Annotated in this window: 22 protein-coding genes and 2 pseudogenes; 19 read left to right on the top strand and 5 right to left on the bottom strand. The window is 74.2% G+C overall.

Annotated elements, in window-relative coordinates; translation table 11 throughout:
• Positions 1-223, bottom strand: a 223-nt coding sequence (locus NUM_RS27825; RefSeq protein WP_207127910.1) for a hypothetical protein, incomplete at its 3' end; no start/stop codon positions are given.
• Between NUM_RS27825 and NUM_RS27820 the strand changes: the two genes are divergently transcribed.
• On the top strand, positions 210-1,055 hold the full coding sequence (locus NUM_RS27820) for an SDR family oxidoreductase (protein WP_207127909.1): 846 nt from the start codon (positions 210-212) through the stop codon (positions 1,053-1,055). The two genes, NUM_RS27825 and NUM_RS27820, sit on opposite strands and share 14 nt — an antisense overlap.
• A gap of 44 nt (positions 1,056-1,099) precedes the next feature.
• On the opposite strand, the gene NUM_RS27815 is transcribed toward NUM_RS27820, so the two are convergent.
• From NUM_RS27815 to NUM_RS27805, 3 genes are all read right to left on the bottom strand, one after another.
• A complete protein-coding gene (locus tag NUM_RS27815) occupies positions 1,100-1,654 on the bottom strand; it encodes a hypothetical protein (RefSeq protein ID WP_207127908.1) in 555 nt (184 codons plus the stop codon).
• Between the two features lie 71 nt (positions 1,655-1,725).
• Complete coding sequence (locus NUM_RS27810; RefSeq protein ID WP_207127907.1) at positions 1,726-2,550, bottom strand: sulfotransferase family protein; 825 nt, start codon at positions 2,548-2,550, stop codon at positions 1,726-1,728.
• 118 nt (positions 2,551-2,668) lie between these two features.
• Positions 2,669-3,235, bottom strand: a complete 567-nt coding sequence (locus NUM_RS27805) for a TetR/AcrR family transcriptional regulator (RefSeq protein ID WP_207127906.1) — start codon at positions 3,233-3,235, stop codon at positions 2,669-2,671.
• A gap of 54 nt (positions 3,236-3,289) precedes the next feature.
• On the opposite strand from NUM_RS27805, the gene NUM_RS27800 reads away from it, so the two are divergent.
• The 16 genes and pseudogenes from NUM_RS27800 (at position 3,290) to aroQ (ending at position 20,629) form a co-directional block, all read left to right on the top strand.
• Positions 3,290-4,351: an FAD-dependent monooxygenase gene (locus NUM_RS27800; RefSeq protein WP_207127905.1), complete on the top strand. Its 1,062-nt coding sequence runs from the start codon at positions 3,290-3,292 to the stop codon at positions 4,349-4,351.
• A gap of 201 nt (positions 4,352-4,552) precedes the next feature.
• On the top strand, positions 4,553-5,557 hold the full coding sequence (dhaK, locus tag NUM_RS27795) for a dihydroxyacetone kinase subunit DhaK (protein ID WP_207127904.1): 1,005 nt from the start codon (positions 4,553-4,555) through the stop codon (positions 5,555-5,557).
• 2 nt (positions 5,558-5,559) lie between these two features.
• Positions 5,560-6,192 (top strand): dihydroxyacetone kinase subunit DhaL, encoded by a 633-nt coding sequence (gene dhaL, locus NUM_RS27790; protein WP_225918900.1) that lies wholly within the window; start codon positions 5,560-5,562, stop codon positions 6,190-6,192.
• Positions 6,189-8,453: a dihydroxyacetone kinase phosphoryl donor subunit DhaM gene (dhaM, locus tag NUM_RS37430; RefSeq protein ID WP_263975151.1), complete on the top strand. Its 2,265-nt coding sequence runs from the start codon at positions 6,189-6,191 to the stop codon at positions 8,451-8,453. Before dhaL ends, dhaM begins: the two co-directional genes overlap by 4 nt.
• Positions 8,454-8,629: 176 nt before the next feature.
• Positions 8,630-10,207, top strand: a complete 1,578-nt coding sequence (locus tag NUM_RS27770; RefSeq protein WP_370467073.1) for a replication-associated recombination protein A — start codon at positions 8,630-8,632, stop codon at positions 10,205-10,207.
• A 78-nt stretch (positions 10,208-10,285) separates the two neighbouring features.
• Positions 10,286-10,738, top strand: a pseudogene (locus NUM_RS27765) (DUF948 domain-containing protein); the annotation flags it as partial.
• A gap of 119 nt (positions 10,739-10,857) precedes the next feature.
• Positions 10,858-11,079, top strand: a pseudogene (locus tag NUM_RS27760) (hypothetical protein); the annotation flags it as partial.
• A gap of 75 nt (positions 11,080-11,154) precedes the next feature.
• Positions 11,155-13,842: an alanine--tRNA ligase gene (gene alaS, locus NUM_RS27755; RefSeq protein ID WP_207127901.1), complete on the top strand. Its 2,688-nt coding sequence runs from the start codon at positions 11,155-11,157 to the stop codon at positions 13,840-13,842.
• An 84-nt stretch (positions 13,843-13,926) separates the two neighbouring features.
• Positions 13,927-14,406 carry a Holliday junction resolvase RuvX gene (ruvX, locus tag NUM_RS27750; RefSeq protein ID WP_207127900.1) on the top strand — a complete coding sequence of 160 codons (480 nt, stop codon included), beginning with the start codon at positions 13,927-13,929 and terminating at the stop codon, positions 14,404-14,406.
• Positions 14,399-15,568, top strand: a complete 1,170-nt coding sequence (mltG, locus tag NUM_RS27745; RefSeq protein ID WP_207127899.1) for an endolytic transglycosylase MltG — start codon at positions 14,399-14,401, stop codon at positions 15,566-15,568. Before ruvX ends, mltG begins: the two co-directional genes overlap by 8 nt.
• An 89-nt stretch (positions 15,569-15,657) precedes the next feature.
• A complete protein-coding gene (locus tag NUM_RS27740; protein ID WP_207127914.1) occupies positions 15,658-16,479 on the top strand; it encodes a shikimate dehydrogenase in 822 nt (273 codons plus the stop codon).
• A gap of 9 nt (positions 16,480-16,488) precedes the next feature.
• Positions 16,489-17,169 (top strand): prepilin peptidase, encoded by a 681-nt coding sequence (locus NUM_RS27735; protein WP_207127898.1) that lies wholly within the window; start codon positions 16,489-16,491, stop codon positions 17,167-17,169.
• 134 nt (positions 17,170-17,303) lie between these two features.
• A complete protein-coding gene (gene aroC, locus NUM_RS27730) occupies positions 17,304-18,482 on the top strand; it encodes a chorismate synthase (RefSeq protein WP_207127897.1) in 1,179 nt (392 codons plus the stop codon).
• Positions 18,483-18,487: 5 nt separating this feature from the next.
• Positions 18,488-19,057 (top strand): shikimate kinase, encoded by a 570-nt coding sequence (locus NUM_RS27725; RefSeq protein ID WP_225918901.1) that lies wholly within the window; start codon positions 18,488-18,490, stop codon positions 19,055-19,057.
• Positions 19,054-20,148: a 3-dehydroquinate synthase gene (gene aroB / locus NUM_RS27720; protein WP_207127896.1), complete on the top strand. Its 1,095-nt coding sequence runs from the start codon at positions 19,054-19,056 to the stop codon at positions 20,146-20,148. Before NUM_RS27725 ends, aroB begins: the two co-directional genes overlap by 4 nt.
• A gap of 34 nt (positions 20,149-20,182) precedes the next feature.
• On the top strand, positions 20,183-20,629 hold the full coding sequence (gene aroQ / locus NUM_RS27715) for a type II 3-dehydroquinate dehydratase (protein ID WP_207127895.1): 447 nt from the start codon (positions 20,183-20,185) through the stop codon (positions 20,627-20,629).
• A 45-nt stretch (positions 20,630-20,674) separates the two neighbouring features.
• Here aroQ and NUM_RS27710 read toward each other — a convergent pair whose 3' ends face one another.
• Positions 20,675-21,169, bottom strand: a complete 495-nt coding sequence (locus NUM_RS27710) for an SRPBCC family protein (protein WP_207127894.1) — start codon at positions 21,167-21,169, stop codon at positions 20,675-20,677.
• Positions 21,170-21,346: 177 nt separating this feature from the next.
• Here NUM_RS27710 and efp point away from each other — a divergent pair, with 177 nt between their 5' ends.
• Together efp and nusB are read left to right on the top strand one after the other, a co-directional pair.
• Entirely contained in the window at positions 21,347-21,904 is a 558-nt protein-coding gene (gene efp, locus NUM_RS27705; protein WP_207127893.1) for an elongation factor P, read from the top strand.
• A 44-nt stretch (positions 21,905-21,948) separates the two neighbouring features.
• Entirely contained in the window at positions 21,949-22,359 is a 411-nt protein-coding gene (gene nusB / locus NUM_RS27700; protein ID WP_207127912.1) for a transcription antitermination factor NusB, read from the top strand.
• Positions 22,360-22,364 lie beyond the last annotated feature (5 nt).

Raw genomic sequence — 22,364 nt, 5'->3', positions numbered from 1 at the left:
CCGCGACGCCGACGACCGCGACGCCGACGACCGCGACGCCGACTGACCACGACACCGGCGGATCACCATGCCGACCGACTGCGACGCCGGCCGAGCGCGACACCGGTGGATCGCCATGCCTGCCGACCGGCGCGCCGGCTGGCCGCGACGCCGGCTGGCCGCGACGTCGCGCCGGCCGGCGGGCTCGGCCGCCGCGTACGATGCGCGTCATGGCGAGCACCATGCTGATCACCGGCGTCTCGGGGTACCTGGGCAGCCGCCTGGCCACGCGGGCGGTGCGGGCCGGCTGGTCGGTCGTCGGCACCGTCCATGGTGGAGAGTGCTCGATCGACGGCGTGCGGGTGGAGCGGATCGATCTGGTCGATCGGGCGGCCGCCGTCGCGTTGCTCGAGCGGGTCCGGCCCGATGCCGTGGTGCACACCGCCACCGGCCGGGACCGCGGCGACTGGGCCGCGGTCGCCGACGCCACCGGTACCGTCGCGGTCGCCAGCGCCGCGGTGGGCGCCAGGCTGGTGCACGTGTCCAGTGACGCTGTGCTGTCCGGCCGGCAGCCGCCCTACGACGAGTCGGCGCTCCCGGACCCGGTCTACCGGTACGGCGCGGGCAAGGCGGCGGCCGAGACCGTCGTCAAGGCGGTGGCGCCCGACGCGGCGATCGTGCGGGTGCCGCTGATCGTCGGGACCGACGGCGACAGCAAGTACGAGCGGATGACGCCGGCGCTGATCGCGGGACAGCCCGGCGCGCTGTTCGTCGACGCGTACCGATCGCCGATCCACGTGGCCGACCTGAGCGACGCGCTGCTCGAGTTGGCCACCGCGGGCACCCCGGCCGGCGAGCATGCGGGCGTGCTGAACGTGGCCGGCCCGGACACCGTCAGCTTCCATCGGCTCGGCGAACTGATCGCGCGCCGGCAGGGGCTCGACCCGGCGCTGGTGCCCGCGGCACGCGCGGGCGAGCTCGACGTCGTGATCCCGCGGGACAACCGGCTGGACTCGACCCTCGCCCGGAAGCTGTTGACCACCAGGCTGCGCGGCGCACCCGAGTTCCTTGCCTGAACGGTGTGGCCGGGATCGGTTGGCGGACAACCGACCCCGGACGGTCAGCGGACCGGCGGCAGGCCCCGGCGGTTGGTCAGACTGGCGGCGGCGGTGCCGCGCACGATCGCGGTGATGGCGATGCCGCCGATCAGGTTGATGATCACGGTGGGCAGCACCGTGAGGTAGCCGCCCTCGCGGGTGTGCACGCCGAGCGGGATCAGGACCAGGATCGCGGTGCACAGCGCGCCGATCCAGCCGAAGTAGAACAGCGGTCGCGGGGTGCCGACCAGCAGCAGGTGCATCACCGCGGTGGCGAGCAGTGCGGCGACCGCGCCGGAGAAGGCGTACGCGACCATCGACGGGGCGAACGGGTCGCCGCCGGGCTTGACGCCGAGCACGCTCTGGCCGAGCACGTTGCCGACGATCAGGAACCCGACGACCGCGAGCAGCGCGGCGATCACGGCGGTGACGACGCCGCCGGTCCACAGCCGGGTCGCCGAGAACGTCGCCTCGCGCCGTGCCCGGGCCGGCTCCGGCTCGGCGTAGCCGCGGGTGTCGGCAGCCTCGCCGGCCGGTGGCCGGGGCGGTTCAGGGGTTGCCGAGCCGTACCAGGTCACGTGCCACCTCCGCGGGAGGACCGGATGTCGAGTCCATCATCGGTCATCCGGGGCGGAGGCGCATCCGGCGGTCAGGCCGACGCGGTGTACCCCCAGGCGGCACAGAACGGGCCGAACTCGTCCGGCACGTCGTCGGGTACCGGCCGGGGCGGTTGCAGCCGGCCCGAGTTGATCTTCTCGCTCCAGTCGCCGAGGCCGCGCCGGAAGCTCGTGTGCCCGTTGTCGCCGTACTCGAGCATCGACGCTTCCCACTCGACGCCGATGAACTCGCACAGCCGGCGCGTCTCGTCCGCGGGCCGTTCGGTGAGGTCCTCGTACCGCACGTCCACGCCGGTCAGCTGCTCGCGCGCCTCCTGCAGGGACGTCAGGTACCGCAGGATGTCGGCGATGCCCTCCTCCCGGGACAGCTGGGGGCGGGCCTCCCGCCAGGACGCGAGGATCGACGCGGGGTGGCGCAGCAGGAACACGAAGCGCGCGTCCGGCCAGATGTCGAGCAGCCGCTTGGTCCGGAACACCTGGTTGGGGGTCTTCTCGACCAGGATCTTCTTGCCGCTGCGGCGCAGCGCCTCGTCCAGCAGCCGGTCCCACAGCAACGCGGTCAGCTCGTTGTCGTCGAAGCCCAGATCGCTCATCGCGTGCTCGGCGAACCAGCCCTTGGCCTTCGCCTCGACGTCGCCGAGGTGCAGCTCGTGCGGCGCGTACAGCTGCGAGTGGCTGTCCAGGATGACCCGTAACAGGGTGGAGCCGGAGCGCACCGAGGACAACAGGAACACCGGCTGCTTCAGCAGCCGCTCGCCGCGGATCACCGGGCGCCGACGACGGGGGCCGCGGACCCGGACCAGTTCGAAACCGGTGGTGCGGCCCAGCGCCGTGTTGATCTTCTGCTTCACCTTCATCGAGCCGCACGGTAAGGAGACAGTTTAAGAATTTGCTGAGCTGTAACCAAGGTACAGCCATGATTTACCTCACAACGGGCAACCCGGTCGTATCGATCGCCCATCCGGGTGTCCCCCGTCAGGACACGTCGGCGCGCAGGCCGCGCAACAGTGCGGCGAACATCGGTGCCGTGGGTGGCGCGTCGTGCGGGTTGGCCAGGCGCAGCATCAGGACACCGTCGATGAGGGCCAGCAGGGCGCGCAGGTCGCGTTCCGGCCGGGTCGAGCCGAGTGCCGCGAGCCAACCCCCGCCCCAGTGCAGCAGGTCGCGTTGGGCGGCGTCGATGCGCCGCTGCAGGTCGGGCCGGAAGGCGGCCTCGTGGAAGATCGCCTGCCGGGCCAGCGACAGCATCCGCTGCGGCCCGGTCAGCTCCTCGATCAGCCCGGCGAGCAGCGCCGCGAACGTGTCGACGTCGCGGGGCATGCCCGCGGTGGTGAGCTGGCGCCAGCCGGCCGTCTCGCGCTCCAGCAGCCGGTCCAGCACGCCGGCCAGCAGCGCGTCCCGGGTGCGGAACACGTTCGAGGTGGAGCCCAGCGGCAGGCCGGCGGCGGCGTCCACGGCCCGGTGGGTGAGCTGCCGGGAGCCGCCGGTGCCGAGTACGTCGATCGCCGCATCGCAGATCCGCTGTCGCCGGTCGGTCGCCACGACCAGACACTACAGCAGTAGTCTCGGTGACTACATCTGTAGTACGGTCGGGCCATGGAAAGAACAGCGGCCGTCGTCGGCGGCGGTATCGGAGGGCTGACCGCGGCGATCGCCCTGCGCCGGGCCGGCTGGCAGGTCACCGGGTACGAGCGGGCCGGGGCGCTGCCCGCCACCGGCACGGCCCTGGGCATCTGGCCCACCGCGCTGCGCGCGCTGGAGCGGATCGGCGTGGACGCCCGGGCCGTCGGCCGGCCGCAGCCGTCCGGCGCGTTGCTGCGGCCGGACGGGACGCCCCTCGCCGCGATCGACATGGACGCGTTGACCGCCCGAGTCGGCGAGCCGGTCCGGCTGATCACCCGCCCGGTGCTGCTGCGGCTGCTGTTCGACGCGCTCCCGGCCGGGACGGTACGGCTGGGCGCCCCGGTCACCGACCTCGACGCGCTGCGGGCGCGGTACGACCTGGTGGTGGGCGCCGACGGGGTGCACAGCGCGGTGCGCACCGCGGCGTTCGGCCCCCGGTACGCGCCACGGCCGGTCGGCACGCTCGCCTGGCGCGGCTCGGTACCGCTGCGGTTGCCCTCCGGGGCCGAGGTGTGGGGGAGTGGCACGAAGTTCGGCTACACCCCGCAGCACGACGGCCGGACCAACTTCTACGCGGTCTCGCGCGCGCCGGCCGGCTGGCGGCCGGCCGACGATCTGGCCGAGCTGAGGCGGCTGTTCGGCGGCTGGGCCGAGCCGGTACCGACGATCGTCGCCGGCATCGACCCGGCGGAACTGCTGCGGCACGACATCGTCGACCTGCGCCCACCGCTGCCGTCGTACGTGGCGGGCAGCGTGGTGCTGCTGGGCGACGCGGCGCATGCCATGACGCCGGATCTCGGCCAGGGCGGCTGCCAGGCGATCGTGGATGCGGTGACGCTCGCGGACTGCCTCGCCGACGGGGCGGACCCGGCGACCGGGCTGGCCGCGTACGACCGGAGCCGGCGGCGGCGCACGCAGCGGATCGTGCGGATGTCCCGGCTGGCCGGTCGGCTCGGGCAGGTGCACCACCTGGTCTGGCTGCGCGACGCGGCGTTGCGGCTGGCGGTCCGCTCCGGCCCGCCGGCGGCGGGCTGACCGCACCCGGTGCGGTCCCGGCCGGGTCGTCGCGGACGCGCCGGTGGCCTGGGTTTCAGTATCGGTCCAGCTACCTAGGAAGCAGTAGGCGCGGTGCCGCACGACACGGCCGAGCCGGCGGGGCGGACACCACACGCCGATCCGGACGTCCGGGGCTGGAATGATGGGCGGCCACGGATGAGGCGACAGGCAGGTGGGCCGATGAAGAGGCTGTACAACTCGCCCGACACGGTGGTGTCCGAAGCGCTGGAGGGGATGGCGCTGACCCATCCCGAGCTGCTGCGGCTGGCCCACGACCCGACGTACGTGGCGCGGGTCGACGCACCGGTCGCCGACCGGGTCGCGGTGGTCTCCGGTGGCGGTTCCGGGCACGAGCCGATGCACGTCGGGTTCGTCGGCCCCGGCATGCTGTCCGCGGCCTGCCCGGGGGAGCTGTTCACCTCGCCCACCGCCGACCAGGTCGAGGCCGCGGTACGGGCGGTCGACGCCGGCGCCGGCACCGTGCTGGTGGTGAAGAACTACTCCGGCGACGTGATGAACTTCGAGATGGCCGCCGAGCTGCTCGCCGCCGATGGCGTCGAGACCGAGACGGTGCTGGTCGCCGACGACGTGGCGGTCGAGGACTCCACGTACACCAGCGGGCGGCGCGGCGTCGGCGCGACGGTACTGGTGGAGAAGGTCTGCGGGGCCGCCGCGGCGCGCGGTGACTCGCTGGCGCAGGTCGCCGAGCTGGGCCGCCGGGTGGCTGCGCGCAGCCGATCGCTCGGGTTCGCGCTGAGGGCCGGTACGGTGCCGGCGACCGGGCGGCGCAGCTTCGAGCTGCCGGACGACGAGATCGAGTTCGGCGTCGGCATCCACGGCGAGCCCGGGCGCGAGCGCCGGCCGATGGAGCCGGTCGACGCGCTGGTGGACCGGGCGATGGCGGCGATCTGCGCCGACTTCGACCCCGGCGTACTGACCGGTGAGGTGCTGCTGTTCGTCACCGGGCTCGGCTCGGCGACGCCGCTGGAGTGCTCGATCGTGGCCCGCCGGGCGGTGCGGGAGCTGGACCGGCGCGGACTGCGGGTGGCCCGCAACCTGGTCGGGTCGTACATGACGTCGCTGGACATGCTCGGCGTGTCGTTGACGGTACTGGTGCTCGACGAGCAGCTCGCCGAGTTATGGGACGCGCCGGTGCACACCGCGGCGCTGCGATGGGGGGCGTGACGATGGCCGAACGGCTTGCCGCGACGGATGTGACGGCGGTGTTCCGCGGTTTCCAGCAGGCGGTGCAGCGCGACCGCGACCTGCTGACCGACCTCGACACGGCGGTTGGCGACGGCGACCACGGGACGAACCTGGACCGGGGCATGCGCGCCGCGGTCGAGGCCCTCGACGCCACCCCGCCGGACACTCCCGGTGCGGTGTTCAACCTGGTCGGCCGGCGGCTGGTCAGTACCGTCGGCGGCGCGTCCGGCGCGCTGTACGGCACGGCGTTCCTGCGGGCCGCCAAGGCGGCCGGCGCGGCACCGGAGCTGGATGCGGCCGGCTTCGCCGCGGTACTGCGCGACGCCACCACCGGCATCGCCGAGCGCGGCAAGTGCGCCGCCGGCGACAAGACGATGTACGACGTGTGGACCGCGGCGAGCGCCGCCGCCGACGCCGCGCTCGGCGACGGACTGGCGGCGGTGCTGGCCGCGGCGTCGATCGCGGCCGACGCCGCCGAGCAGCAGCTGGTGCCGTGGCAGGCCCGGCGCGGGCGGGCCAGCTACCTGGGCGAGCGCAGCGAGGGGCACCGGGATCCCGGTGCGGTCTCCAGCCGGCTGCTGTTCGACTGTTTCGCGGCCTGGGCGGCCGCGTGATCGGTCTGGTCCTCGTCTCGCACAGCGCGGCGCTCGCGACGGGCCTGGCCGAGCTGGTCGGCCAGATGGCGCCGGCGGTACCGGTGGTGCCGGCCGGCGGTGACGTCGACGGTGGCCTGGGTACCAGCGCGGACCGGGTCGCCGACGCGATGGCCGCGGCCGACCGGGGCGCCGGCGTGGTCGTCCTGTACGACCTGGGCAGCGCCCGGATGGCGGCCGAGCTGGCGCTGGAGTTCGCCGAACCGGAGCTCGCCGACCGGACCCGGCTGGTGGACGCCTCGTTCGTGGAGGGCGCGGTCGCGGCCGGCGCCGCCGCGGCCGGCGAGCAGGCACTGGACCAGGTCGCCGCGGCCGCACGGACCACTGCTGCGGGCGGCCCGGCGGCCGACGGCGCGCCGGCTCCGACAGCCGCGGCGCAATCCGACGGCACGGCGGCGGTCACCGAGCGGCTCGTGTTGACCGACCCGGCCGGGCTGCACGCGCGACCGTCGGCGGCGGTGGTGCGGGCGCTGGCCGGGCTGGACGCCACGGTCACGGTCACCGCCGGTGACGTGGTGGCGTCCGCGGCGAGCCTGTCCGCGCTGCTGCGGCTCGCCGCCCCGGTGGGTACCGAGGTGCTGGTCGCCGGGTCCGGCCGGGACGCGGCGCTCGCGGTACCGCGGGTGGTGGCGGCGCTCTCGTCGGCGACCGGCGAGCAGGTGCCGGCGGAGACGGTCGCGACCCGGCCGGGCGTGGTCGGTGCGGCTCCGGGCCGCCGGTCCGGGCCGCTGCACCGACCCGGCGCGGCGGGGATCGAGCCACCGGCGGAGACCTTCGCCGGCGCGGCGACCGAACGGGGCCGGCTGGCCGCGGCGCTACGGCAGGCGGGTGACCAGCTGGTCGGTGGCGGCGACATCACCGAGGCGCACCGGGTGCTGCTGGCCGATCCGGAACTGACCGGAGCGGCCGACGAGCTGATCGGTACCGGGGTGCCGGCGGCGAGCGCCTGGTGGCGGGTGGTGCGCCGGACCGCGGACCAGCTGGCGGCCAGCGGCGACGCGGTGATCGCCGGCCGGGCGGTGGACGTGGTCGACGTGGGGCAACGGGTGCTGGGCGCGCTGCTCGGCCGCCCGGTGCGCCCGGAGGTACCGGCCGGTGCGGTGCTGCTGGCCGACGACCTGGCACCGTCGCTGGTGCCGGAACTGGTCGAGGCGGGCGTGGTCGGCTTCGTGCTGCGCGCCGGTGGGGTGCGCGGGCACGCCGCGGTACTGGCCCGGGCGGCTGGCGTGCCGATGGTGGTGGCCGCCGGCGACACGCTCGACGCGGTACCGGACGGCACCCCGGTCCTGGTGGACGGCGGGACCGGCGAGGTGCTGGTGTCCCCGGACGAGTCGGCCGCGGTGTCGACGCCGCCGGCCCGGACGGTGCCGCGGACCACCCGGATCCGCCGGTCCGACGGCGGCGAGCTGCGGCTGTCGGCGAACGTCGGTTCGGTGGCCGATGCCGAGGCGGCGGTGGCGGCGGGTGCCGCCGGGGTGGGGTTGGTGCGGACCGAGCTCGCGTTCACCGGCCGGTCCGCGCTGCCGGACGAGGACGAGCAGGTGGAGTGGCTGTCCGCGGTGCTCGCGGCGTGCCCGGAGGGGCCGGTGGTGGTGCGCACCGTCGACCTGGGCGGCGACAAGCCGGTACCGGGGCTGCGGCTGGACCCGGTTCGGCACGGGTTCCTGGGCGAGCGCGGGCTGCGGTTGTGCCTGGCCCGGCCGGCGCTGTTCGCCACCCACCTGCGGGCGGTGCTGCGGGCGGCGGCGATGCGGCCGATCGAGCTGATGTTCCCGTTCGTGACCGAGCCGGCCGAGCTGGCCGCGGCCCGCTCGGCGCTCGCGGCGGCGGTGGCGAGCCTGCGCGCCGACGGTACGGCGTACGCGGAGCCCACGGCGGTGGGGATCATGGTGGAGATCCCGACCGCGGCGCTGCGGCCGGCGCCGTTCCTGCCGGACGTCGACTTCGTCTCGGTCGGCAGCAACGACCTGGTGCAGTACCTGACCGCGGCGGACCGGACGGTGCCCGAGGTGGCGGCGGTGTACCGGGCGGGCGAGGCGCTGGTGCCCGACCTGGTGGCGGGCCTGGTCGCGGCGGCCGCCCCGGCCGGGGTGCCGGTCGCGGTGTGCGGCGATCTCGCCGGCGACCCGGAGTACGCGGCGCTGCTGCGTACCGCGGGGGTCGCCGAGCTGAGCATGGCCGCCCCACTGCTGGCCGGCGTCCGCGCCGCCCTGGCCGACTGACCGCGGCGCCGCCGCCCCGGTCCCCGCCGCCCCGGTCGCCGCCGCCCCAGTCGGCGCTGACCGGCCGGACCGCCGACCGGCCGGCACGCTGGCAGGCCGGACGCTGGCCGGCTCGCGCGGCGGGGGTGGGCGTGCGCTCGTTCGGGGTTGTCGGTGGGCCCGGGTAGGGTCGCCGTGTGGAATCGGCCGGCCTTTTCGATCTTGACGCGGTGGCCGGTCCGGCGCAGCCGGACCGGGCCGGGTCCGAGCCGCAGCCGCCGCCGGCGGACGCGCCGCTGGCGGTGCGGATGCGGCCGCGTGACATCGACGAGCTGGTCGGTCAGGACCACCTGCGGGCCGCCGGCGCGCCGCTGCGCCGGCTGGTCGAGGGCGACGCGCCGCTGTCGGTGATCCTGTGGGGGCCGCCGGGCAGCGGCAAGACCACGATCGCGCACCTGGTGGCGGCGGCGACCAACCGGCGGTTCGTGGCCCTGTCGGCGCTGTCGTCCGGGGTCAAGGAGGTGCGGGAGGTCATCGCGACCGCCCGTGCGGCACGCCGTCGCGGTGGCGACCCGACCGTGCTGTTCATCGACGAGGTGCACCGCTTCACCAAGACCCAGCAGGACTCGCTGCTCGCCGCGGTGGAGGACCGCACCGTCACGCTGCTCGCCGCCACCACCGAGAACCCGTACTTTTCGGTCGTCTCGCCTCTGCTGTCCCGGTGCGTGCTGCTGACCCTGCAGCAGCTGGGGTCCGACTCGGTGCGGCAGCTGGTGCGCCGGGCGGTCGTCGACGAGCGGGGGCTGGCCGGGCGAGTGCGGCTCACCCCGGACGCGGAGGACCACCTGGTCCGGCTGTCCGGCGGGGACGCCCGCAAGGCGCTGACCGCGCTGGAGGCGGCGGCCGGCTCGGCCCTGGCCAACCACCTCGACGGCTCACCCCCGGGCCGCGACGACGACCCGGACCGTGCCGACACCGACCGTCCGGACGGCGTCGAGCCGGCCGGCGCCGACACCGCCGAACCGGTCGAGATCGACCTGGCCACCGCGGAGGCGGCCGTCGACACCGCCGCGGTGCGCTACGACCGGGACGGCGACGGGCACTACGACATCTCGTCCGCGCTGATCAAGAGCCTGCGCGGGTCGGACGTGGACGCGGCGCTGCACTGGTTCGCACGGATGATCGTGGCGGGGGAGGACCCGCGGTTCATCGCCCGCCGGTTGATCATCTTCGCCAGCGAGGACGTCGGGATGGCCGACCCGCAGGCGCTTCCGGTGGCGGTGGCCGCGGCGGAGGCGCTGGACCGGGTCGGACTGCCGGAGGCGAAGCTCAACCTCGGTCAGGCGGTGGTGCACCTGGCGACGGCGCCGAAGTCGAACTCGGTGACCACCGCGGTCGGTGCCGCGATCGCCGACGTACAGGCGGGGCGCACCGGGCTGGTGCCGCGGGCGCTGCGCGACGCGCACTACTCCGGCGCCCGCGGGCTCGGCCACGGCACCGGCTACCGCTACCCGCACGACGATCCGCGCGGGGTGGTGACCCAGCAGTACCCGCCGGACGAGGCCGCCGGCCGCGACTACTACACGCCGTCCCGGCACGGTGCGGAGCGAGCGGTGGCCGACCGGCTGCCGAAGATCCGGCAGATCGTGCGCGGTGCCGCGACGCCGCCCGCCGCCGGGTCGTTGAGCGGGGTGCGCGACCCCGACGCGACGGCGGCCGGTGCCGACTCGCCCACGCCGGACGCCAGTCCCGATACCGGCGGCGCCGGGCGGTAGGGTCTGTTCCGTCGCAGGCGCCGGGGCGACGCCGCCGGGTCGACCCGGTCCGGCGAGAATCGCATCGAGGGGGAACAGGTGTCCGGGACCGAACTCGCGGCGCTGATCGCGGCGCTGGCGTTTCTGCTGCTGGTCGGCGCGTTGCTGGTGCCGATCCTGAAACTGCGACGCACCGTGGACGCGGCCACCCGGGCGCTGACCGAGCTGGCCGACCGCAGCGGCCCGATCCTGTCCGACGCGCAGCGCACCCTGGACGGCATGGGCACCGCGATCGAGCAGGTGCACACCTCGCTGGACGGGGTGAACGCGCAGCTGGCCCGGTTGGATGTGATCAGCGGTCACCTGGCGCAGGTGTCCGGCAACGTGGCCGAGGTGTCCACGATCGTCACCGGCGCCACCCGCAGCCCGCTGGTCAAGGCCGCCGCCTTCGGGTACGGCGTGCGCAAGACCACCGCGGCCCGGCGCAGCGGCGAGCCCCGGTCCGGTGCCGCCCGGCGGGCCGGGCGTGGCACGCTGGTGAGGCAGCGTAGGTCCAGCGCGGCGTCGAGCGCCCGGGGGTCGATCCCGGCGGCGGCCGGCCGCGCGTTGTTCCGGCGGGTGCTGGCCAAGCGGTCCGCCGTCGGTGCGGGAGTCGGGGAAAGGGACGTGTGATGCGGCGACTGTTCTGGCTGGGGTTGGGCGTCGCGGTCGGTGTCGTCGCCGTGCGCAAGATCAGTCAGACCGCGCAGGCGTACTCGCCGCAGGGTGTCGCCGCGTCGCTGCAGTCCTCGGCGGTGGGTGCGCTGGACGAGGTCCGGTCGTTCGTGTCCGACGTGCGAGCTTCCATGGCCGAGCGCGAAGAGCAGATCCTCGACGCCGTCGCGGCGGGCCAGGATCGCAGCGCCCGGCCGCACGACTGACCCGACACCCGGCAGCACCCGCACACGAAAGCGAGCAGGCGAGACCCCATGCGTACCGCGGAGATCAAGCGTCGGTTCCTGGCGCACTTCGAGAACAACGACCACACGGTGGTGCCGAGCGCGCCGCTGCCGTTCGAGGACCCGAACCTGCTGTTCGTCAACGCCGGCATGGTGCAGTTCAAGCCGTACCTGCTGGGCCAGGTGACGCCGCCGTTCCCGCGCGCGGTCAGCGTGCAGAAGTGCGTGCGCACCCCGGACATCGACGAGGTCGGCAAGACCTCGCGGCACGGCACGTTCTTCCAGATGAACGGCAACTTCTCGTTCGGCGACTACTTCAAGGAAGGCGCCGTCAAGCTGGCCTGGGAGCTGCTGACCGGCTCGGTCGCCGACGGCGGCCTGGGGCTGGACGGCGACAAGCTGTGGCCGACCGTCTACGTCGACGACGACGAGGCGTACGAGATCTGGCGGCGGGTGGCCGGGGTGCCGGCGGAGCGCATCCAGCGGCGCGGCAAGAAGGACAACTTCTGGTCGATGGGCGTGCCCGGCCCGTGCGGCCCGTGCTCGGAGATCTTCGTCGACCGCGGCCCGGAGTACGGCGCCGAGGGCGGCCCGACCGTCGACGAGGACCGCTACGTCGAGCTGTGGAACCTGGTGTTCATGCAGTACGAGCGGGGTCCGGGGGTCGGCAAGGAGAACTTCGAGATCCTCGGTGGCCTGCCGGCGAAGAACATCGACACCGGGATGGGGCTGGAGCGGGTCGCCGCCTACCTGCAGGGCGTCGACAACCTGTACGAGATCGACGAGGTGTGGCCGATCCTGGACCGCGCAGCGGAGCTGACCGGCAAGCGCTACGGCGTGTCGACCAGCCACATCGCGGCCCAGTCGCACCCCGACGACGTGCGGCTGCGGGTGGTCGCCGACCACGTGCGCACCGGGCTGATGCTCATCGGCGACGGGGTGACCCCGTCCAACGAGGGCCGCGGGTACGTGCTGCGCCGGATCCTGCGCCGCGCGGTGCGGGCGATCCGGCTGCTGGGCTTCGAGCAGCCGGCGATGCCGGAGCTGCTGCCGGTGGCGCGCGACTGCATGGCCCCGTCCTACCCGGAGCTGGCCGCGGACTTCGACCGCATCTCGCAGTACGCGTACGGCGAGGAGGAGGCGTTTCTCGCGACGCTGAAGTCCGGTACCACCATCCTGGACACCGCGATCGCCGACACCAGGTCCTCGGGTGGCACCACCCTGTCCGGCGCGCAGGCGTTCCAGTTGCACGACACGTACGGCTTCCCGATCGACCTGACCCTGGAGATCGCCGCCGAGCAGGGGCTGTCGGTCGACGAGGACGGCTTCCGCCGGTTGATGACCGAGCAGCGCACCCGGGCCAAGGCCGACGCGCAGGCCCGCAAGACCGGCCACGCCGACACGTCCGCCTACCGCGCGGTGCTGGACGCCGGCGGCGCCGTCGAGTTCACCGGGTACGCGGAGGTGTCCCGCGAGTCGACGGTGCGCGCGGTGCTGGCCGGCGGTGAGCCGCTGGCCGGTGCGGGCGAGGGCGACGAGGTCGAGCTGGTGCTCGACACCACCCCGTTCTACGCCGAGGGCGGCGGCCAGCAGGCCGACTGGGGTCGCATCCAGCTCGGTGGCGGCGAGGTCGAGGTGTACGACGTGCAGCAGCCGGTGCCGGGGCTGGTCGTGCACCGGGCGAAGGTGCTGCGCGGCGAGGTGCGCACCGGCGAGGCGGGCTTCGCCGAGATCGACATCCGGCGCCGCCGGGCGATCTCGCGCTCGCACACCGCCACCCACCTGGTGCACCAGACGATCCGCAACTTCCTCGGCGAGTCGGCCACGCAGGCCGGGTCGCTGAACGCGCCGGGCCGGCTGCGGTTCGACTTCAACACCCCCGGCGCGGTGCCGGCCAGCGTGCTCAACGACGTCGAGCAGCAGGTCAACGAGGTGCTGATGGCCGACCTGGAGGTGCACGCGTTCGTCACCTCGATGGCCGAGGCGCGCAAGCTCGGCGCGATGGCGCTGTTCGGCGAGAAGTACGGCGACGAGGTCCGCGTCGTCGAGGTCGGTGACTACGCCCGCGAGCTGTGCGGCGGTACGCACGCGGCCCGCTCCGGCCAGCTCGGCGTGGTGAAGATTCTGCACGAGGCGTCGGTCGGCGCCGGGGTGCGCCGGGTCGAGGCGCTGGTGGGCATCGACGCGTTCAACTTCCTGGCCCGCGAGCACCTGCTGGTCTCGCAGCTGGCCGACACGTTCCGGGCGAAGCCGGAGGAGGTCGGCGACCGGGTCGCGCAGACCATCTCGCAGCTGCGCGACGCGGAGAAGGAACTGGAGAAGCTGCGCGCGCAGATGGTGCTGGCCAACGCCGGTGGCCTCGCGTCGGGCGCCGAGGACGTGCGCGGCGTGGCGCTGGTCGCCACCGAGGCACCCGGCGGCGCGTCCAGCGGTGACGTGCGCACCCTGGTCCAGGAGATCCGTGGCCGGTTGTCCGCCGGCCGGGCCGGGGTGGTCGCGGTGTCCGCCGCGAACGGCGGCAAGGCGTCGCTGGTGGTGGCCGTCAACAAGGCCGCCCGCGAGCAGGGCCTGTCGGCGAAGGATCTGGTGAAGTCGGCGCTGTCCGGCCGCGGCGGCGGCAACGACGACCTCGCCCAGGGCGGCGGCGTACCGGCCGAGCAGGCGCCGGCGCTGCTGGCCTCGATCCGGGAGCTGGTCGCCGCGGCGGTTCCCGCCTGAGATGCCGCCCGGCACCGAGCTGAACCATCCGGCCGCCCCCGGCCCGAGCCGCACCGTGGCGGCCGGATCGGGGGCGGTGCGGCGATGAACGACGATCGTGCCGGGTTCGCCCCCGGCGTGCGGCTCGCGGTGGATGTCGGCACCGTCCGGATCGGCGTGGCCAGCTGCGATCCGTCCGGACTGCTCGCCTCACCGGTGGTCACCGTGCAGCGCGATCGCGGTAGGGACGCCGACACTCCCGCCGCGCGAGATCTGGCGGAGCTTGCCGATCTCGTCGAGGAGTATCACCCTGTGGAGGTGGTGGTCGGCCTGCCGGTCACGCTGAGTGGCCAGGAAAGCTACGCCGCGCGAGACGTACGGGCCTACGCGGCGCGCTTGGCCGACCGCATCGCGCCGGTACCGATCGTGTTCGCCGACGAGCGGATGTCCACCGCGGTGGCAACCCGTAGGCTGTCCGATCGTGGCGTGCGCGGCAAGCGTCGCCGCGCGGTGGTCGACCAGGCCGCCGCCGTGGAGATCCTGCAGTCGTGGCTCGATGCGCACCGGAGGCGGACGGATGCTTGATGGGCTGGATCTGGGCTACGACGACGGCGACGCCGCGATGCGCCCCGGCCGGCACCGGCGACGAAAGTCGGGCCGCGGGAAGTCGCTGTTCGCGCTGGTCCTGGTGGTGGTGCTGCTCGGGGTGCTGGGTGGCGGCGGTTACCTGGGCTACCACGCGCTGCGCGGATTCCTGGTCGCGCCCGACTACTCCGGTTCCGGCCACGGCTCGGTCCAGGTGCAGATCAAGACCGGCGACGGGCTGAGCGACATGGCCAACGCGCTGTACAAGAAGGACGTCGTCAAGAGCGCGAAGGCGTTCGTCGACGCGTCCAACAAGAACCCGAACGCGACCGCCATCCAGCCCGGCTGGTACAAGCTGCACAAGCAGATGAAGGCGTCACTGGCGGTCACCGCGCTGCTGGACCTGAAGAACCGGATCGCCACCAAGGTCACCATCCCCGAGGGCCTGACCGTGAACGCGACGCTGAGCCGGCTGTCGAAGGGACTCAAGCTGCCGCTGTCGGACTTCCAGAAGGCGGCGAAGGACCCGGCCGCGCTCGGCATCGACAAGGGCTGGTTCGACCGCGACGACCACAAGCAGGCGGCGAAGGGGGTGGAGGGCTTCCTCTACCCGGACACGTACCTGTTCGACCCGGGTACCACCGCCAAGGACGCGCTGAGCGAGATGGTCTCGCACTTCATGAAGGCCGCGGCGGACAGCGGGCTGGACAAGCCGAAGGGCATCGCGCCGTACGAGGCGCTGATCGTCGCGTCGCTGGCGCAGGCCGAGGCGATCAACTCGGACATGCCGAAGGTGACCCGGGTGGTCTACAACCGGCTCGGCGACACCGACCAGCCGTGGCTGCAGAAGCTCCAGTTCGATTCGACCACCAACTACTGGCTGGACCTGAAGGGCAAGGGTGCCAAGGACTCCAGCCAGCTGACGTACGCCGAACTGCACGACACGAGCAACCCGTACTCGACCCACACCCACGCCGGGTTGCCGCCGGGGCCGATCGACAACCCGGGCGCGACCGCGATGAAGGCCGCCGCGCACCCCGCGGACGGCAAGTGGCTGTACTTCGTCCGGATCGACAAGTCGGGCAAGTCGGCGTTCGCCGAGACCTACGACGAGCAGAAGGCCAACGAGGAGAAGGCCAAGCAAAACGGCGCCGCGGGGTGAGCGTCGCGGACGGCCGGGTCCCGCATCGCGCCGCGGTGCAGGGCATTCGGCACCGCGCCGCGGTGCAGGGCATTCGGCACCGCGCTGCGGTGCAGGGCATTCGGCACCGCGCTGCGGTGCTGGGCAGCCCGGTCGCGCACTCGCTGTCGCCGGTGATCCACAACGCCGGCTACGCCGCCGCCGGGCTGGCCGACTGGGGCTACGACGCGCACCGGGTCGAGGCCGACGAGCTCGCCGGGTTCGTCGCCGGCCTCGGACCCGAGTGGGCCGGCCTGTCGCTGACCATGCCGCTCAAACAGGTCGCGTTGGCGATCGCCGACGAGGTGACCGACACCGCGCGGCTGCTCGGCGCGGCCAACACGCTGGTCCTGGCCGGCGGCGTGCGCCGGGCCGACAACACCGACGCGCCCGGGCTGGTCGACGCGCTCGCCCGGGGCGGCACCGTCGCCGCGGAGCGGGTCGCGATCCTCGGCGCCGGTGGCACCGCCCGGGCCGGCCTCTACGCCGCGGCGAGGCTCGGTGCCGCCACCGTCACCGTGTACGCCCGCCGCTCGGCCGCGGTGGCCGAACTGCGCCCCGCCGCCGAGGCGCTGGGCCTGGCGCTGGCGCACGCCGAGTTCACCGACCCGGGTCCGGCCGGACGCGCCGACGTGGTGCTGTCCACGCTGCCGGCGGGCGCCGCCGACGCGTTCGCGCCGACCGTACGGTGGCGGCGCGAGGCTACCGTCTTCGACGTGCTGTACTCGCCGTGGCCGACCGCGTTGGCCGGCGCCGCCACCGCCGCCGGCGCCCAGGTCCTTGGCGGGCTGGAGTTGCTGCTCGCCCAGGCCGTGCGCCAGTTCGAGCAGTTCACCGGCGTGCCCGCGCCGGCCGAGGCGATGCGCGCCGCGCTGTCGTCCGGGGCCGGCTGAGGCGGCCGGATGCTCACCGTCTCGCTGGCCGCGCTGGGCTGCGCCGCCGCGGGGGCCGCGGTCGGCCCCGCGCTGGCCGCCACCGCGGCCCGGCTGCCCGGAGTGGCCGCCGGCGGCCGGCGCACCGTGGTGGTGTGCGTGCTGACCGCGGTGGCGTTCGGCGGCGTCGCGGTGGGGCTGGTCCCCGACCCTGTCCGGCGTTACGGGCTGCCCGCGTTCCTGGTGCTCGCCGCCGCCGGGGTGCTGCTGTGCGTCATCGACGCCGATCTGCGCCGGCTGCCCGACGCCATCACCCTGCCCGCGTACCCGGTGGTCGCGGCGCTGCTCGCGGTGGCCAGCGCGATCGACGGCGGGCCGGGGTGGGCGGAGCTGGCCCGGGCCGGGGTCGGCGCTCTCGCCGCGGCCGGCCTGTACCTGCTGCTGTGCCTGGCGCCCGGTTCGCAGCTCGGTTTCGGTGACGTGAAGCTCGCCGGACTGCTGGGCCTGGCGCTGGGCTGGCTGTCCTGGTCGACGCTGGCGGTGGGGGTGGTCCTCGGGTTCGGCTACGGCGGCGGGTACGCGCTGGTGCTGCTCGCCTCCCGCCGGGCCGGACTGCGGACCCGGATCCCGTTCGGCCCGGCGATGCTGGCCGGCGCGCTGACCGCGGTACTGGCCGGCGACTGGCTCGCCGCCGGATATCTGGCGTTCTGACCCCGACAGCGACCGCGTCCGGACCGCGGGAGCCGCCCGGTCGTGGTACCCCGGCTGCCACCGGCGGCCCGCCCTGCGGGACCGTGCGCCTCTGGTCACCGGTACGACCGCGGTCCGTGACAGACTCTCTGGTTGTGTTGCGTTGGTTGACTGCCGGGGAATCGCACGGGCCCGCGCTGGTCGGCATCCTGGAGGGGGTGCCGGCCGGGGTCGAGCTGACCAGTGCCGAAATCGCGTCCGAGCTGGCCCGCCGCCGTCTGGGGTACGGCCGGGGCGCGCGGATGAAGTTCGAACAGGACGCCGTGGAGGTGATCGGCGGGCTGCGGCACGGGCGCACCCTGGGCAGCCCCTTCGCCGTCCGGGTCGGGAACACCGAGTGGCCCAAGTGGCAGCAGGTGATGAGCGCCGACCCGGTGGACGAGGCGGAGCTCGCCGGGCAGGCGCGCAACGCGCCGCTGAGCCGGCCCCGCCCCGGCCACGCCGACCTCGCCGGCATGCAGAAGTACGGGCACACCGACGCCCGGCCGATCCTGGAACGCGCCAGCGCCCGGGAGACCGCCGCCCGGGTGGCGCTGGGTACCGTCGCGAAGGCGCTGCTGGACCAGGCCCTGGGCGTACGGCTGGTGTCGCACGTGGTGGAGATCGGCGCCGTGGCCGCACCCGCCGACCGGCTGCCCACCCCGGACGACGCCGCCGCGATCGACGCCGACCCGATGCGCTGCCTGGATGCCGACGCGTCCGCGGCGATGGTGGCTGAGGTCGACGCGGCCCGCAAGGACGCCGACACGCTCGGCGGCATCGTCGAGGTCGTCGCGTACGGGCTGCCCCCGGGGCTGGGCAGCCACGTGCAGTGGGACCGCCGCTTGGACGCCCGCCTGGCCGCCGCGCTGATGTCGATCCAGGCGGTCAAGGGCGTCGAGGTCGGTGACGGGTTCACCCAGGCGCGCAGCCGTGGCTCGGTCGCGCACGACGAGATGGACCCGACCGCCGACGGGGTGCGCCGGCGTACCAACCGGGCCGGCGGCGTCGAGGGCGGCATGTCGATCGGCGAGCCGCTGCGGGTGCGCGCCGCGCTCAAGCCGATCTCGTCGCTCAACCGGGCGCTGTCCACCGTCGACGTGGCCACCGGCGAGCCGGCCACCGCGATCAACCAGCGCTCCGACGTGTGCGCGGTACCGGCCGGTGCGGTGGTCGCCGAGGCGATGGTGGCGCTGGTGCTGGCCGACGCCGCGGTGGAGAAGTTCGGCGGCGACTCGGTGACCGAGCTGCGCCGTAACCTCGACGCGTACCGGAAGGAGCTGGTGATCTCGTGACCCCGGTGGATCCCGCCGCAGCCACCGACCCCGGCCAGTCCGGCGTACCCGGCGTCGACCGGCCGGTGTGCGTGCTGGTCGGCGCGCCCGGCGCGGGCAAGACCACGGTGGGCCGGCTGCTCGCCGCCCGGCTCGGGGTCGAGTTCGCCGACACCGACGAGCAGATCGAGCGCACCGCCGGCAAACCGATCTCGGACATCTTCGTCGACGACGGCGAGGACCACTTCCGGGCGCTGGAACGCGCCGCGGTCGCCGAGGCGCTCGCCACCCGACGCGGGGTGCTCGCGCTCGGTGGCGGGGCGGTCCTGGCCGAGGCCACCCGCGCACTGCTGCTCGCCCACCTGGTGGTGTTCCTGTCGGTCGAGCTGCCGGACGCCGCGAAACGCACCGGGCTGTCGGCCGCCCGGCCGCTGCTCGCCATCAACCCCCGCGCGACGATGCGGCAGCTGCTCGCCGAGCGTCGCCCGCTCTACGAGGAGGTCGCCGACGTGGTGGTACCCACCGACCGCATCGACCCCGAGCAGGTCACCGAGACGGTCCTGGCCGCCCTGGACGACCTGCGGGCGCAGTCATGACCACGCCGACCACCCGGATCAAGGTGGCCGGCCCCGCGCCGTACGAGGTGCTGGTCGGCACCGACCTGCTCGACGCGCTGCCGGAGACGCTGCCCGACGCCGCGCAGGTCGCGCTGGTGCACGCGCCGCCGCTGTCCGGCCTGGTGGACCGGCTGTGCGAGGTGCTCGCCGCGGCCGGGCGCAAGCCGCTGCGGCTGGAGGTGCCCGACGCCGAGCACGGCAAGAGCGTCGCGGTCGCCGAGCAGTGCTGGGCGCAGCTGGGCCGCGCCGGCTTCACCCGTACCGACGCGGTGGTGGGCGTGGGCGGGGGAGCGGTGACCGACCTGGCCGGGTTCGTCGCCGCCTGCTGGCTGCGCGGGGTGCGGCTGGTGCAGGTACCGACCAGCCTGCTGGGCATGGTCGATGCCGCGATCGGCGGCAAGACCGGGGTGAACACCGCCGCCGGCAAGAACCTGGTCGGCGCCTTCCACCCGCCCGCCGCCGTGCTGTGCGACCTCGCCACCCTGGCCACCCTCGACACGGAGGAGCTGACCGGCGGCATGGCCGAGGTGGTCAAGTGCGGTTTCATCGCCGATCCGCGGATCCTGGAGCTGATCGAGGCCGATCCGGCGGCGGCCACCGACCCGGCCGGTCCGGTGCTGCGCGAGCTGGTCGAACGGTCCGTGCGGGTCAAGGCGGACGTGGTCGGCGAGGACCTGCGCGAGTCCGGCCGGCGCATCGTCCTCAACTACGGGCACACGCTCGGCCATGCCATCGAACGGCACGAGGGGTACCGGTGGCGGCACGGCCACGCGGTCTCGGTCGGCCTGGTGTACGCGGCGCAGCTGGCTCGGCGTCGCGGCCTGCTGGACGCCGCCACCGCCGACCGGCACGCCGCGGTGCTGTCGTCGGTGGGGCTGCCCACCCGGTACCGGGCGGACGCGTTCGACGCGCTGCTGCCGGCGATGCGGCTGGACAAGAAGGCACAGGGCACGACGCTGCGGTTCGTGCTGTTGGCCGGGCTGGCCGAGCCGACCGTGGTCGCCGACCTGTCCGAGCCCGAGCTGCGGGCAACCTACCTGGACGTCTGCGTACCGGAGGGGGAGCAGTGAACGCGACTCGGCTGGTGATCAGGCAGGTGCGCCGGTGAGCGCGGCGGCCCGGCGGGTCGACGTGTTGAACGGGCCCAACCTCGGGCGGCTCGGGCACCGGGAACCCGACGTGTACGGCTCGCAGACCTACGCGGCGCTGGTCGCCGCCTGCGAGGCCACCGGCGCCGAGCTGGGGCTGTCGGTGACCGTACGGCAGACCGACGCCGAGCACGAGATGCTCGGCTTCCTGCACGAGGCGGCCGACGCCGGTGCCGCGGTGGTCCTCAACCCGGCCGCCTGGACGCACTACTCGGTCGCGGTGCGGGACGCCTGCGCGATGCTGACCGGCCCGCTGATCGAGGTGCACCTGTCGAACGTGCACGCCCGGGAGGCGTTCCGGCACACCTCGCTGATCTCGCCGATCGCGACCGGGGTGATCTGCGGGCTCGGCCTGGACGGCTACCGCCTCGCGCTGCGTCACCTCGCCGCCCGGCCGGCCTGACGTACTCGGGCGCCCCCCGTGCCGGTTGCGCCCGCTCGCGGCGGCTCAGCCGGCGCGCCGGGCCGCGGTGAGCCACTCCGGCAGCCGGTCCAGGCAGTCGCGCCAGCCGCGCTCCTGGGCCTGCCGGTCCTCCTCGTCGACGCAGCCGGCGTGCTCGACGTCCAGCTCGGTGCCGTCGTCGGCCGCGGCGAGGCGCACCGTGACCGTGGCCGTCTCCTCGGCACCCTCCCAGCACCAGGTGAACTCCAGCAGCTCCGGCTCGTCGACCCGCAGGTACTCGCCGCCCACGGCGGTGGTCATGCTGCGCGAGGCGGCCCCGACGATGCGGTACCGGCCGCCCTTGCGGGCGTCGGCGGTGACCCGGGGCGCGAGCCGGCGCGGCCAGAACCAGGCCGCGAGCGCGTTCGGGTCGGTGAAGGCACGCCAGACGAGCTCGGGCGGCGCGGTCACGGTCCGCCGGATCCGGGCCGGCGGCACCGGCCCGGTCTCGTTGCCGGCCGCTCTGCCGGGCTCGTCGGACGCCGCCTGCGGCTGTGTCATCCGTCCTCCTTACGATCCACCGTCGCGATCATGCCCCGATCGACCGTTACGGTCGAGTCGGGGGCCGCGGCGTGCCACCAGCCGCTCGGTAGACTTCCCAGGGTTTGCTGTACCCAGCCTGCCGCCATCATCACGCCGGAGTTCCCGGCATTCGAGACGAAAGAGACATTCAAGCGTATGGCCACCACGAATGACCTGAAGAACGGCCTGGTTCTCAACCTGGACGGGCAGCTGTGGACCGTCGTGGAGTTCCAGCACGTCAAGCCCGGCAAGGGCGGTGCGTTCGTGCGTACCACGCTGAAGAACGTGCTCAACGGCAAGGTCGTCGACAAGACCTTCAACGCCGGCACCAAGGTCGAGACCGCCACCGTCGACAAGCGCACGATGCAGTACCTGTACGCGGACGGTGAGGACTTCGTGTTCATGGACTCGGAGAGCTACGACCAGATCAACGTGCCCGGCGCCACCGTCGGCGACGCCGCGAAGTACCTGCTGGACAACGCCGAGGTCACGATCGGCTTCCACGAGGGCACCGCGCTCTACATCGAGCTGCCCACCTCGATCGAGGTCGAGGTCACCTACACCGAGCCGGGCATGCAGGGCGACCGCTCCACCGGCGGCACCAAGCCGGCCGAGGTCGCGACCGGGGCGAGCGTGCCGGTGCCGCTGTTCGTCAACATCGGCGACAAGATCAAGGTCGACACCCGCGACGGTCGTTACCTCGGCCGGGTCTGAGCGTGACGACGGTGACCGAATCCGGCCCGGCGTCGCCCGCGGGCATGTCGACCCGCACCAAGGCCCGCAAGCGCGCCCTCGACGTGCTGTACGAGGCGGACCTGCGCGCCGAGGACCCGCTGGTGGTGCTGCGCCGCCGGGTCGAGTGGGCCGAGCCGCCGGTCCGGGAGTACACGGTGACCCTGGTGGAGGGCTACCAGCAGCACGCCGAGGAGATCGACCACCTGATCGCGACGTACGCACAGGGCTGGTCGCTGTCCCGGATGCCCGCGGTGGACCGCAACATCGCCCGGGTGGCGATCTTCGAGCTGGCGCACCGTGCCGACATCGACGACGCGGTGGCGATCAGTGAGGCGGTCGAGCTGGCCACCGCGCTGTCCACGGACGAGTCGCCGAAGTTCGTCAACGGCCTGCTCGGCAGCATCGCCGAGGCCCTGCGCGGCGACCCGCACTGACCGGC

It is taken from the genome of Actinocatenispora comari (genome assembly GCF_017312725.1).
Lineage (GTDB): Bacteria > Actinomycetota > Actinomycetes > Mycobacteriales > Micromonosporaceae > Actinocatenispora > Actinocatenispora comari.
Note: the sequence above shows the minus strand (reverse complement) of the source record. Positions and strands in the feature narration are given on the sequence as shown.